A 12,974-nucleotide genomic window follows, 5' to 3' on the forward strand; every position below is an offset into this window, starting at 1 on the left:
TTTTAATTTTGAATACTATCTTGTTGTTTTTCTATTTTAAAAAGGGTTATTGTAGATTTTACCGGAACATTTATTCCCACTTTTTCATTATCACCATGGTAGCCATAAGCCAATGATGAAGGAAAAAGAAAAGTTGCACTTTCGTTCTCTTTCAATAGTTTGATGCTATTACGTAATCCAGGAAAAAGCTCCTGTTTATCCACCTTATATTTTTGAACTCCAATTTCTTCCTGTGAGTAGATTGTGTCGTTGGCAAAGCTAATAATGTTATATGCAAATGTAACGAGGTCATCAGGTTGAGGGGTATAGGTTGTATTTTCATTCTTTTTCTCATAATAATACCAAGCCCCGGCTGCACTATTCTGGTATTGGTGTAAGGTGTCTTTGGCAATTATAGAATTTATCATGCTTTCCTCTAAGGCCAAGAGTTTTTTACTTCTTTCTACAGAAGCATTAAAACTGCCACTTTTTACTTTGACAGGGCGCCTTGGTTCTGGACCTCCACAACTTGCCAAAACACAAACCAATAAAAATAAAAGGAATTGTTTCATGGGTTCAGTTGTTCTTTATAGTTCTTTAAGAGCAAAGCAAAATGTGCTGTCGTATTGGCCAATGAATCATCACTTCTGCCACCTGCGGCATTGGTATGTCCGCCTCCATTAAAATGTTTTCTGGCAAATTCATTCACCGAGAAGTCTCCTTCCGAACGGAAAGATATTTTTACGATTCCCTCTTCCTTATTTTCAATAAATATCACAGCAAATCGTATTCCGAGAAGTGTAAGTCCGTAATTAACGAAGCCTTCGGTATCTCCTTTTTGAAAATTATTCGCATCAAGTTCATCTTGGCTTAATGTTATATAAGCTGTTTTGAATTCATCCAATATCACCATGTTCTTCAAAGCACATCCTAGAAGGTGGAGACGATCTGGCGAATTGGTGTCATAAACAAGATTATGAATTTTTGTATTGTTGGCGCCCTTTTCTATTAAATGGGCAGCTACTTCATGCGTTTTGCTAGTGGTGCATGTATACTTGAAAGAACCAGTATCGGTCATTATTCCCGTATAAAGACAATCTGCCATCTCCGATGTAATTAAATCGGCATCACCGAGGTAATCTATGAAGTTATACACCATTTCACAAGTAGAACTCATACTAACATCGGAATACATGATTTTAGCATAGTCAGATGGTGCCTGGTGATGATCTATCATAATGAATGTGGCATCGCAATCCTCAAGAACAGATTCCATTTGCCCTATACGGCCTAAATGATTAAAATCCAAGGTGAAAACAAGCGTAGCTTCTTCTATTTTTCCCTTAGACTCTGTATTATCTTTTTCAAAATTGAGAATATAATCATTGCCGGGCATCCATTTTAAAAACTTGGGATAGTCGTTAGGAGCAATAATAACCGCATCTTGCCTCATAATTTTAAGGTAATGCCACAATGCCAAAGTTGAACCAATAGCGTCACCATCTGGATTTTTGTGTGGTACGATCACAATTTTTTGGGGCTGTGAAAGTAATTTCTTTACTGCATTTATATCCTCTAAATTCATGCGCGCAAAGATAACAATATACCTCAGACTTTTTACAAGATTGAATATTTTACAATGTCATATGTGGTTGAATATTATTTTAAGGGCACCTACTTAATGACTTGTAGATTCGTGAATAAAGCGTATTTTTGCCCAAAATTTTTTAAAATGATTACAAACAGAACTTTTACAATGATTAAGCCGGATGCGGTTGAAAATGGACATATTGGAGCCATTTTGGAGAAAATTACTTCCGCCGGTTTTAAGATCGTGGCAATGAAATATACTCAGTTGAGCAGAAGGGATGCTGAGAAGTTTTATGAAATTCATAAAGAACGTCCATTTTTTGGCGATTTGGTTCAATTTATGACAAGAGGCCCAATTGTTTCTGCTATTTTGGAGAAAGATAATGCTGTTGAGGATTTTAGGGCATTGATTGGTGCTACGAATCCTGCCGAGGCTGCTGAAGGTACAATTCGTAAATTATTTGCAAAGGATATTGGTGAGAACGCTGTACATGGTTCAGATAGCGATGAGAATGCTGCTATTGAAGGAGCTTTTCATTTTTCTGGTAGAGATATTTATTAACAACGATTTATCATATACTAAAAAGCCACCTATTTAGGTGGCTTTTTTTTATCTCAATACTATCTTTTTGACCAAATCCTTACCAAGCTCCTCATTGAGCATATCCAAAATCTTGGATTTACCATGACTCAACTCCTCCCGGAGTACAGAAGAAGAAAGGGATATGTACAAAGTTTCATTACGAAGTTCAATAGCTGTTGTATAGTTGTTCACGCCATTTCCCATTAGTTTTACCCAGGCTTCACGCGTATTTACCTTATCTATACCCTGTTGCAGTTTATTCTTTTGAATAAAATCGTTCAAGGCCTCACTTAACGGTAGGTTGTCATTTTTACGCTTTGCCATTATTTGGTAATATTAATAGGTTCAAATCGCTTATAATGATATGTAATATTTTCAGAATTTATTACCGAGAATGAATTTTTGTCCAAGGACTTTAGCAGCTCGATCCATTTACTCAAATCGGTTTGGTACCGTATTTCAAATGCTCCTTTTTGCGCAACAATTGTAAAATGCTCTGCATCATCAGTAGTGTCATAAGTGCCATCCAACTTTGGATAGACTTTTTTTCGAAATCCCGATAAATCATTTAATTCAATATAATCAATAGTTGTGTTTATATTGTATTCCTTGGTTTGGCCATTGGCCATAACAACTTTTTCAATTTCCCAATACCCATTTAAAAGAATGAGTTTGTCCTGTGAGACCTCATTTTTACAAGCCATTATCAAAAGCAACAAAACTAAGGACACTACTTTTTTCATTTTATAACTTAAATATTTGATAGGACTGATGTATGTTTTTTACAATTTCTTCCGTGCGTTCGGCGTGTGTATCACTTATGAATATTTGTCCAAAATTCTCATTATCTACCATACCTACGATTTGCGCAACGCGGTTTTCATCCAACTTATCAAAGATATCATCCAATAGTAGAATAGGGGTGGCTTTGGCCTGCTTTTTTATAAAATGAAACTGGGCAAATTTAAGGGCGATCAAAAATGATTTTTGTTGCCCCTGACTTCCGAATTTTTTAATGGGATGTCCTGCTATTTGAAAACTAAGATCATCTTTATGTATGCCTACACTGGTATATTGTAACATACGGTCTTTCTCAACATTTGTAGCTAGTAGGGTAAGTAGGTCATTCTCATGTAACTTACTGTCGTAACTAAGTGTAACTTCTTCATTGCCTCCAGAAATTGCTGCATATTGCTCCTTGAAAATAGGAATGAAAGTAGCCACAAAGTCCAATCTTTTTTTGAATATTTCCGAGCCATAGTTATGCAGTTGTTCATCGTAAACTGAAAGGGTTGAGGCGTCGAAAGTTTGATTTGCAACAAAATACTTCAACAGAGAATTTCGCTGTACCAGTACTTTGTTGTATTTGATCAATATTTGTAGATATTCTTTGTCTGACTGTGATATTACACCATCTATGAATTTTCTTCTCGTATCACTACCTTCGGTGATCAAGTCCCGATCTGCCGGTGAAATAATGACAAGTGGTAATAATCCTATGTGGTCAGATAAACGTTCATAAGGTTTGCCGTTTCTTTTTATGATTTTTTTCATGCCCCTTTTAAGGCTGCAAACAATTTTTTCTTTCCTGTCAAATTTTTCAAATTCACCATCCACAACGAAAAAATCTTCCTCGTGCTTTATGTTTTGTGTTGCCACAGGGTTAAAATATCCTTTGCCAAAAGATAAATGATAAATAGCGTCAAGAGCATTGGTTTTGCCTACGCCGTTGGGCCCTACAAAACAATTGGTTTTGCTATCGAACTCAAAGGTCTGGGAGTCGAAATTCTTATAATTGATGAGGGATAATTTCTTAAGAAACATTCTGGGAACCTCTGAATTTTAATATTATTAGACGAGTAACTTGCAAAATATCCAAAAATAACGAATAAATACCGCTTCGGATTTCAATAAAAACTTTATTTTTGCGCGATTAATAAAAATACTGATGGCAACTTATAAAAAGCGAGGTTTTAAACCTAAAAGTAAGGCTGAAGAGCAAAAATTCAATGAACAGGATAGTACAACTGCTGAGGTATTCAGTACCTTGGACGAGAGTGCTTCGAAGACCGAAGAGTGGGTTTCTAAAAATCAAAACTATATCCTTGGGGTCATTGGTGTAATTGCCGTAGCAGTTTTAGGTTATTTGGCATATAGTCAATTTATTCAGAAGCCGAAGGATGCCGAGGCGACAAATGAGCTTTTGTACCCGCAACAATATTTTGAGCAAGCTTTGACCAACACAACGGCCAAAGATTCACTTTATAATTTGGCATTGAACGGTGCAGAAGGAAAATATGGTTTCTTGGATATTATAGATGAATACAAAGGAACAAAGGCAGCCAATTTGGCCAACTATTCCGCTGGAATGGCTTACTTGGATATGCAGAAGTACGAAGATGCCATTACTCATTTAGAAAGTTTTTCATCTGATGATGATATTTTAGGAGCACTTGCAAAAGGTGGCTTGGGTGATGCTTTTATGCAATTGGGGCAACCCAAGGATGCTTTGGGGTATTATGAAAGTGCTGCTTCGCATAGTGTGAATGAATTTACTACACCTAAATTCTTATATAAATCTGGAGTTACAGCTTTGGAATTACAACAGAATGATAAAGCTTTAAAATATTTCCAAAGGATTAAGGATGAGTTTTCATCTTCCAGTGAAGCTTCTACAATTGATGCTTTTATAGGAATGGCCAAAAGCTCAAAATAATGGCAACGGCAAATAAGAATTTATCGGTTTACGATAAAGCAACAATCCCAAGCGCGAAGAAATTTCGGTTTGGGATTGTTGTTTCTGAATGGAATACAGAAATAACAGAAGGGCTTTATAATGGCGCTTATGATGCCCTTTTAGACTGTGGGGCAACTAAGGAAAACATTGTTCGTTGGAATGTACCAGGTAGTTTTGAGCTTACCTATGGCTCAAAAAAAATGATTATTGAGCAAGAGGTTGATGCGGTAATCGCCATTGGTAGTGTAATCCAAGGGGAAACCAAACATTTTGATTTTGTATGTAGTGCCACAGCACAAGGAATCAAAGATTTGAATGTACTTCACGATACTCCCGTGATATTCTGTGTGCTTACCGATAATACCATGCAACAGGCGAAAGAACGCTCTGGAGGTAAACATGGCAATAAAGGAACCGAAGCGGCTATTGCTGCAATAAAAATGGTGACTTTAGGCAAATAATCCTGATTTGAAGTAGTTCCATTCTAAACATTTTACGCACATTTTCTTTACGCTTAACTGTTAACAAATTTTGGCAATAGGTTTAGAGCATATTTTTTGATTTTAAGTAACTTTGGGAGCAATGGGTATGTTGAGTAAAATAACGCGAAGAGGAAAGAATAGAAAATATGACTATAAACCTCGATTTTATGATGATAAGGGAAAAGGAAACCCTTATAAGATGGAATCAAAGTTTGATAAATATCGAAGTACCGTTGATACTCCAAGAGGAATAAAGCGGAAATTAAATACAGCCATTGATGATTTAAAGACTGAAGGGGACCGAAACCTTAAAATAAGAATGGCTGTTATTATTGCGATTCTGGTTCTTATTTTTCTTTATATCATTGATTTTGACCTTTCAATATTTTTTACAAAATAATGGCAGATATTATAAAACTTTTGCCAGACCATGTTGCCAATCAAATAGCTGCAGGTGAAGTTGTGCAACGGCCTGCATCGGTCGTAAAAGAATTGTTGGAAAATGCAATTGATGCTGGGGCGAAATCCATAAAACTTATTATAAAGGACGGTGGGAAAGCACTTATTCATGTCATTGATGATGGAATCGGTATGAGTGCCACGGATGCTAGATTGAGTTTTGAGCGGCATGCGACTTCCAAAATCCAAAAGGCCGAAGATTTATTCAATCTGAATACAAAAGGCTTTCGTGGTGAGGCATTGGCCTCTATTGCCGCAATTGCACATGTGGAGATGCAGACGAAACCAGAACAGGAAGAAATGGCAACGCATTTGAGAATTGAAGGAAGCGAGATAAAGTTTCAAGAGGTTTGTGTCGCACCAAAGGGTACCTCAATGTCCGTTAAGAACTTGTTTTTTAATATACCTGCAAGACGAAATTTTCTTAAATCGAACCAAGTAGAACTTCGGCATATAACAGACGAATTTCATAGGGTAGCTCTGGCACATCCTCATATTGCTTTTCACTTTTATAATAATGGCAGTGAGTTGTTCATTCTTCCTGAGGCGAGCCAAAGACAACGAATTGTTCATATTTTTGGAAGTAGGACCAATGAGAAATTAGTACCTGTAAATGAAGAGACTCAAGTGGTCAAAATTTCTGGATTCATCAACAAGCCTGAATTTGCAAAAAAGAGTAGAGGAGAGCAGTTCTTCTTTGTGAACAACCGCTTTATTAAAAGTCCGTATCTGCATCATGCCGTATTATCGGCTTTTGAAGGGTTGATTAAAACGGACTCGTATCCTGGTTATTTTTTGTATTTAGATGTTGATCCAGGTTCAATAGACATTAACATACACCCTACAAAAACTGAGGTTAAGTTCGATGATGAGCATACATTGTATGCCATTCTAAGGTCTACGGTCAAACATAGTTTGGGGCAATTCAATGTGGTACCTGCATTGGACTTTGAACAAGACCAAAATCTTGCAACACCTTACAATTATAAAAACAAGGATGCTTCGCAACCCAATGTAACTGTTGATAGTGGGTTTAATCCTTTTCAGGAAGTTGCCCAAAAATCACAAGGTGTAAGAACGTTTAAAAAGCAAAATACCGAAGGTTGGGAAAATCTTTATGTTGGGCTGGAGTCCAAAGTTGGTAAAGATGATAATTTTAGTAGTTTAAAATTTGAATCAGAAACCATTACAGGCTCCATTTTTGAGGGACAACAGGAGAGTTTGGAATCTATTGCGACTACTTTTCAATTGAGAAGAAAGTATATTGTGACCACCATAAAATCGGGAATGGTTGTAATTGATCAGAGCAGGGCGCATCAAAGAGTTTTATACGAGCAGTTTTTAAAGAATATTACGGTGAATGAGGCCGTAAGCCAACAACTATTATTCCCGTTGAGTTTGTCCTTCTCTAAAACAGATATTGCCGTTTTAAAGGAAATCAAGGAAAGCTTGACCACAATTGGATTTGTATTTTCAAAAGTTGAAAATGAAGAAGTGAAAATCACTGGTGTACCCCTTATGGTCTCTGAGAGCGAAGTCGGTATAGTTTTGGATCAGTTGATATCGGATTTTCAAATGGAGGTAACGGAAGATAGTTTTTCGCAAACAGATGTTCTTGCAAAGACACTGGCCAAAACTTTGGCGGTCAGAACAGGTGAGGTGTTGAACAATGCATCGCAATTGGCTCTTGTGAATGATCTATTTGCTTGTAAGGAATCTATGGTGAGTCCGTTTAACAAGCCTGTTTATATCACCATAACTGAGAATGATATTGATAAAAAATTTATTTAGATGGCAAGATTGACTGATGCGATAAAGCACCTGCTTATTATAAACATTCTGTTTTTTGTGGCTACGTCACTTTACGGTGATCAAATGTACCAATGGTTCTCATTATGGTTTCCTAAAAATGAAAACTTTGAACTTTGGCAAATGGTTTCCCATATGTTCATGCACGGAGGTTTTGCGCATATTGGCTTTAATATGTATGCTTTATGGGCTTTTGGTACGCCATTAGAAAGAATGTGGGGTAAAAATAAGTTCTTGTTTTTTTATTTTTCTGCAGGATTAGGTGCTGCATTGATTCATACCGCAGTCAATTATTATCATTTTAATGAAGGACTTGAGGCTCTGGTGAATTCGGGAATTGCGAGAAATGAGGTCATAGAGATTATTTCTGGTGGTCAGTATAGTCCCAGTTGGTATGATATTGTGCCCAAAAATACAATAGATAATTTTCTGGGGGCTTATAATACCCCTGCCGTAGGAGCTTCTGGAGCTATTTACGGTATTTTAGTGGCTTTTGGAATGTCTTACCCAAATAGTGAGTTATTTTTGATTTTTCTACCTGTTCCAATAAAAGCCAAGTATTTTATTCCTGTACTCATTGGATTGGATTTATTTTCTGGTGTCACAGGTTATTCATTGTTTGGGGGAGGAATAGCCCACTTTGCCCATGTAGGTGGTGCAATTGCTGGATTTATTATGATGTGGTACTGGAAGAAAAACCAGTTCAATAATAGACGTTGGGATTAAAGATGGCAAACGGAAACTTAAAATATCAATTTGCAAGGTTATCTGTGGCTGAGAAGCTCATAGCTGTGAATATCTTGATCTTCATCATAAATGGCTTGTTCACCCTCTTGTTTCGTATGGATGGCGATATCGTTGTTCAGTGGTTTCAATTACCCAAAGATTTTTTTGATTTCCTAACTCAGCCTTGGTCAATTATCACCTATTCTTTTTTTCATGCAGGACTCGGACATATTTTTTGGAATATGCTTGTCCTGTATTTTGTAGGGCGTATTTTCCTTAATCTATTCAATGGCAAACGATTTCTGAATGTTTACTTCTTAGGTGTAATTCTAGGAGGATTGTTCTTTATGGTCAGCTATAATGTGTTCCCGGCCTTTTTTAAAGTAAATGCTGCTCTGATTGGTGCTTCGGCAGGTGTTAGGGCCATATTAATTTTTATTTGTGCCTATATACCCAATCAAGAAGTACGATTAATTGTCTTTAATATTAAGCTATGGTACATTGGTGCATTTATTGTTTTGACAGATTTGGTTCAGTTATCTATGGGTATTAATCCAGGCGGCCAGTTTGCACATCTAGGTGGTGCATTGTTGGGATATGTTTATGCGAGACAATTATTGAAAGGAAAAGATATTGGCGAAGGATTTTCAAGAATTGTAGATAGTATTGCAAATCTTTTTAAAAAGTCCGAGAAAAAAGCACCATTGAAAACCGTGTATCGTAGTAAGAAAAGCTCCTCAAACCAAAAGGTGGATTATAAGAAGGAAAGTCACCAACGTAAGATTGACATTATTCTTGATAAAATCAGTAAATCTGGTTATGAAAGTTTGTCAAAAGCGGAAAAAGATTTTTTGTTCAAGGCAGGTAAAGAAGACTAAACGGGTGAAGAATCTTAGTATATTCAATAAATTTATTTTCTTTTTGAATGCAGTACTTACATTCGTACTGCTATTAACTTTTATGGCACCTTATATGACATGGGAGTTGTTCTCCTTTTTGTCGTTTTTGACTTTGATTGTACCTTACTTGGTTCTGATAAACATATTGTTTGTAGTCTATTGGTTAATCAAAAAAAAGAAACAATTTTTATTGTCTTTTTCTATTGTTCTTTTAGGATATTTCACCCAGTCCACTTTTTTTAAAACATCTAGTTCGAATAATGAAACTGAAGATTTGGATATTGGTATATTGACTTTTAACACCCACGGTTCAATGGGTACTAAATGGTCAAGAGAACCTGTTTTCGCTGAGGATATAACTAGATTTATTGCCAAAGAAGACAGTGATATTGTTTGTATCCAAGAGTTTGATTATAAAAAGGTCAAAGACTTTAAGCGATATCCTTACAAATACGTAAATTATATTTTTCCAAATCAAAAGTATGTTGTCCAGTCTATTTTATCTAAATATCCAATCATAGAGAAAGGTTCATTAGATTTTCCAGATAGTAGAAATAATGCCATTTATGCCGATATTTTAATTAAGAAAGATACCGTTAGGGTTTATAATTTACATCTTCAATCACTACGTTTTAGGGCCGGTATGATAAAACGGGAAGAGCCACAACGTTTGTTCAAAAGATTAAATGGGTCATTACAGAAACAACTTGAACAAGCTGAATTGGTTAAAGAGCATGGTAATAATGTGGATTATAAAAAAATCATCTGCGGTGATTTTAATAACACTCAGTTTTCTAATGTTTACAACTCCATTAAAGGAGAAATGAATGATAGTTTCCAAGAGAAAGGTTCTGGCTTTGGAAACACATACAATTTTAGATTTTTGCCTTTTCGCATTGATTTTATTTTAATGGATAAGGAAATTGAAATCACATCACATAAAAACTTCAATATTCAATTGTCGGATCATGAGCCGGTTATGGCTTCATTTCGTTTGAAAGAATAGCATAAGACAGTCTACCGCATCTGCCAGAATATGAATTATTAATGCAATGCCGAAGATTCGGGTTTTCTTGAAAAATAATAGAGTTAGATATACTCCTATGGCCCAATAACTATGCAGAGGGTGGAAGTTGATGCTACAACGGTTTGGGTCAAAAATTGGATTGGCAAATAAGTGATCTACATCAATTAAAATACCTAATAACAATATTATCGCGATTTTAACCCTCTGACCTTTAAAAAAATAAAATGCGATGAAAATCGGTACTATAAAATGAATACCGTAATGTAAAATGAACCTAACCATTTGTGAAACCTAAATTTATATTATTTAGGTAGGATAAGGTATTTGTACCTTCATTGAACAAAAGGTCCAAAACGCTTACGTTTTGTATGAACCCATGGCGATCTCCGAACACTTGAACATACGCTTCCTGTTTAAATGGGTGTTCTTTTTTACAACTCACTAAAGATCTTGCGTCAAGAATAGTTGACTGTAAATCAACTTTATAAGTCTCAGTCTGGTCTTGGGCCATTTCTATTTGAAGACAATCTGAGATAACTTCAATGGTTTTTAAATTAAGATCAAAAAGGAACTTAAATTCATTTTCAAATATTGGAGCAATTTCATCCTCATAATATTCAAAAAAAGGCGATGTTCTATAGGCCGTTTGTAACGTACGCCAATGCTGTCTTTGCCATTTATAATCATTCTCAATTTGAACATCCTTGTACTTTTGTCGCCCTTGGGTTCCCCCGACATGTTTAATTGGGATACTCAAAATCTGCTTTCCTTGATCGGTACTCACATAACAACGGTTTCTGTACGTTTGCTTTTGGTAGTTGTCCTGTGCTTCCCATATTGCATCATTCTGCACAATGGTTGCAAAAATCATTATATTGGGAAAATAGGTAGGATGTATTAAGGTTTTCAATGAATTTGATTTCCAATTATTCTTTAGCCTTCTTTCTTTTCTTTCTAAAAAAGTCAAAGACGAACCAACCAGCCAAAACAATTAGAAAATACTTGAAGTAAGATATAGGTTCTCCGTTACCATGAACTGTTGTAAAAACACGATCCCAACGTATGCTCCAGTTTTTCCACCCGTCTCTAAAGTTGTCTATACTCATCCAAATGAAAATAGGAGTTCCCACGATATGGTTGTCAGGTACAAAACCCCAGGTTCTACTATCTTCAGAATGATCGCGATTATCACCCATCATCCAATAATAATCTTGTTTAAATGTATAGGTGTCGGTCACTTGACCATTAATACTGATTTGATTGCCATTTACCGAAATTGTGTTACCCTCATAATCCTTTATAATCTTTTTGTAAACGGGTAGAACCTCTAAATTTATAGGAACGGTCTTTCCTTCTTCAGGAATATAGATTGGACCAAAATTATCATTGTTCCATGCATAGGAGTTGTCCTGCGGGAAAATATTATACCCGGTTAGGCCTTTTGGCTCAATGATTTTTACAACCGAATCAATAGCAGCATTGTTGCGCAGAGTCTCGGCTAATTCTTCTGTTATGGTCAATACTCTTTGTCTATCGGTCTGTTCTTTTAATGATAGACCTGCATTCCTAATGACTTTTGTTGGGATGCCTAGATGCTTTGTAATCAATTCTATATTTCCAGAACTTCCCCTTCGACTTCCCAAAAGATATTTACTTATTTGATCGAATTGATTTTGATTCAATTGTTGGGTTACATAAATTCTATTAAAGTCAGTAACACCAGTCTCTTTTAGCAACCTTGATGAAACTCCTTTTTGGGAATAGGCATTGTAATCATATTGGGGCAAGGCCCTATCCGGTAAAACGGTTTGTTCGCCATTTATATGAACATAGCCATCTATTACCTTAAGTGAATCGCCCGGTACCCCAACGCACCGTTTCACATAATTCGATTTTTTGTCGATTGGTTTTTTGACCCCCTTCTCTTTCTTGAAAAAGATACGAACAGTATCAGCTGGCCAGCTAAAAACAACGATTTCATTTCTTTTTATTTTTTTAAACCCCGGCAGCCTAAAATATGGCAGTTGCGGTTTATTTAGATATGACCTAACCCCAAGACCAGGTATAGTATCGTGTACCATAGGTGCAGCAACGGTGGTCATTGGTGCTCGAGCACCATAATGGAATTTACTCACGAAAAGAAAATCACCAACTCTAAGTGTTTTTTCCAATGAGCCTGTTGGGATTACGTAGGGTTGTATAAAATAAGTGTGAACCAAAGTAGCAGCAACAACGGCAAAAACTATGGAGCTTACCCATTCACCCAATGCCGTTCTAGGATGTAAACTGCGGCCTTCAACATATTTTACGTCCAACGCATAATTCACATAAAAAATGTAGAAACCTAGCGTGAGCACAACGAGCCAGGACTCCAATTGGCTGTTTCTACCAAAACTTCTAATCGTCTCTACCCATATGACAGGAAACATCAACAAATTTATAATGGGAATAAACAGCAAAATCACCCACCATTTTGGACGATTAATGATTTGCATTAATACAATCGCATTATAAATAGGAATAGCAGCTTCCCAAGCTTTTCTACCTGCTTTTACATATAATTTCCAGGTCCCTAAAAAATGAATGACCTGAATAATCAAAATAAAAATAATCCACTGGGTACCGTTCATGTAATATTAATATTAAGGTTTGCTTAACCGTTATTTTTTGAAATATTTACTCA

At 36.1% G+C, this 12,974-nt stretch carries 16 protein-coding genes; 8 read left to right on the forward strand and 8 right to left on the reverse strand.

All coding sequences use genetic code 11. The features are described from left to right. Positions 1–2 precede the first annotated feature (2 nt). Together gldI and FB2170_RS10615 are read right to left on the reverse strand one after the other, a co-directional pair. Positions 3–551 carry a gliding motility-associated peptidyl-prolyl isomerase GldI gene (gldI, locus tag FB2170_RS10610; RefSeq protein WP_013306555.1) on the reverse strand — a complete coding sequence of 183 codons (549 nt, stop codon included), beginning with the start codon at positions 549–551 and terminating at the stop codon, positions 3–5. After that, on the reverse strand, positions 548–1,564 hold the full coding sequence (locus tag FB2170_RS10615) for a DHH family phosphoesterase (RefSeq protein WP_013306556.1): 1,017 nt from the start codon (positions 1,562–1,564) through the stop codon (positions 548–550). The genes gldI and FB2170_RS10615 overlap by 4 nt, the downstream gene beginning before the upstream one ends. A gap of 147 nt (positions 1,565–1,711) precedes the next feature. On the opposite strand from FB2170_RS10615, the gene FB2170_RS10620 reads away from it, so the two are divergent. Then, positions 1,712–2,131, forward strand: coding sequence for a nucleoside-diphosphate kinase (locus tag FB2170_RS10620; protein ID WP_041633174.1), 420 nt, complete (start codon positions 1,712–1,714; stop codon positions 2,129–2,131). 48 nt (positions 2,132–2,179) lie between these two features. On the opposite strand, the gene FB2170_RS10625 is transcribed toward FB2170_RS10620, so the two are convergent. The 3 genes from FB2170_RS10625 to recF are packed head-to-tail and all read right to left on the reverse strand — an operon-like array spanning position 2,180 to position 3,976. Next, the gene (locus tag FB2170_RS10625; protein ID WP_013306558.1) at positions 2,180–2,476 is read right to left on the reverse strand and encodes a DUF721 domain-containing protein; all 297 of its coding nucleotides are present in this window, start codon (positions 2,474–2,476) and stop codon (positions 2,180–2,182) included. Then, positions 2,476–2,895 carry a hypothetical protein gene (locus FB2170_RS10630; RefSeq protein WP_013306559.1) on the reverse strand — a complete coding sequence of 140 codons (420 nt, stop codon included), beginning with the start codon at positions 2,893–2,895 and terminating at the stop codon, positions 2,476–2,478. Before FB2170_RS10630 ends, FB2170_RS10625 begins: the two co-directional genes overlap by 1 nt. Before the next feature lies 1 nt (position 2,896). Next, entirely contained in the window at positions 2,897–3,976 is a 1,080-nt protein-coding gene (gene recF, locus FB2170_RS10635; RefSeq protein ID WP_013306560.1) for a DNA replication/repair protein RecF, read from the reverse strand. A gap of 124 nt (positions 3,977–4,100) precedes the next feature. Between recF and FB2170_RS10640 the strand changes: the two genes are divergently transcribed. From FB2170_RS10640 to FB2170_RS10670, 7 genes are all read left to right on the forward strand, one after another. Further along, positions 4,101–4,868 (forward strand): tetratricopeptide repeat protein, encoded by a 768-nt coding sequence (locus FB2170_RS10640; protein ID WP_013306561.1) that lies wholly within the window; start codon positions 4,101–4,103, stop codon positions 4,866–4,868. Further along, entirely contained in the window at positions 4,868–5,350 is a 483-nt protein-coding gene (gene ribH / locus FB2170_RS10645; RefSeq protein ID WP_013306562.1) for a 6,7-dimethyl-8-ribityllumazine synthase, read from the forward strand. Before FB2170_RS10640 ends, ribH begins: the two co-directional genes overlap by 1 nt. A 121-nt stretch (positions 5,351–5,471) precedes the next feature. Further along, entirely contained in the window at positions 5,472–5,771 is a 300-nt protein-coding gene (locus FB2170_RS10650; RefSeq protein ID WP_013306563.1) for a hypothetical protein, read from the forward strand. Then, a complete protein-coding gene (gene mutL, locus FB2170_RS10655; protein ID WP_013306564.1) occupies positions 5,771–7,621 on the forward strand; it encodes a DNA mismatch repair endonuclease MutL in 1,851 nt (616 codons plus the stop codon). Before FB2170_RS10650 ends, mutL begins: the two co-directional genes overlap by 1 nt. Further along, a complete protein-coding gene (locus FB2170_RS10660; protein ID WP_013306565.1) occupies positions 7,622–8,365 on the forward strand; it encodes a rhomboid family intramembrane serine protease in 744 nt (247 codons plus the stop codon). A gap of 2 nt (positions 8,366–8,367) precedes the next feature. After that, positions 8,368–9,243: a rhomboid family intramembrane serine protease gene (locus FB2170_RS10665; RefSeq protein WP_013306566.1), complete on the forward strand. Its 876-nt coding sequence runs from the start codon at positions 8,368–8,370 to the stop codon at positions 9,241–9,243. Positions 9,244–9,247: 4 nt separating this feature from the next. Continuing rightward, complete coding sequence (locus FB2170_RS10670) at positions 9,248–10,270, forward strand: endonuclease/exonuclease/phosphatase family protein (RefSeq protein WP_041633175.1); 1,023 nt, start codon at positions 9,248–9,250, stop codon at positions 10,268–10,270. Here FB2170_RS10670 and FB2170_RS17570 read toward each other — a convergent pair. Genes FB2170_RS17570 through lepB form a run of 3 tightly spaced genes read right to left on the reverse strand, consistent with a single transcriptional unit; the run spans position 10,250 to position 12,921 of the window. Then, positions 10,250–10,573, reverse strand: a complete 324-nt coding sequence (locus FB2170_RS17570; RefSeq protein ID WP_013306568.1) for a DUF6122 family protein — start codon at positions 10,571–10,573, stop codon at positions 10,250–10,252. The two genes, FB2170_RS10670 and FB2170_RS17570, sit on opposite strands and share 21 nt — an antisense overlap. After that, positions 10,566–11,201 carry a WbqC family protein gene (locus tag FB2170_RS10680; RefSeq protein WP_041633176.1) on the reverse strand — a complete coding sequence of 212 codons (636 nt, stop codon included), beginning with the start codon at positions 11,199–11,201 and terminating at the stop codon, positions 10,566–10,568. The genes FB2170_RS17570 and FB2170_RS10680 overlap by 8 nt, the downstream gene beginning before the upstream one ends. A gap of 16 nt (positions 11,202–11,217) precedes the next feature. Further along, entirely contained in the window at positions 11,218–12,921 is a 1,704-nt protein-coding gene (lepB, locus tag FB2170_RS10685; protein ID WP_013306570.1) for a signal peptidase I, read from the reverse strand. Positions 12,922–12,974: the final 53 nt, after the last annotated feature.

Origin of the sequence: Maribacter sp. HTCC2170 (assembly GCF_000153165.2) — a bacterium.
Taxonomy (GTDB): domain Bacteria; phylum Bacteroidota; class Bacteroidia; order Flavobacteriales; family Flavobacteriaceae; genus Maribacter_A.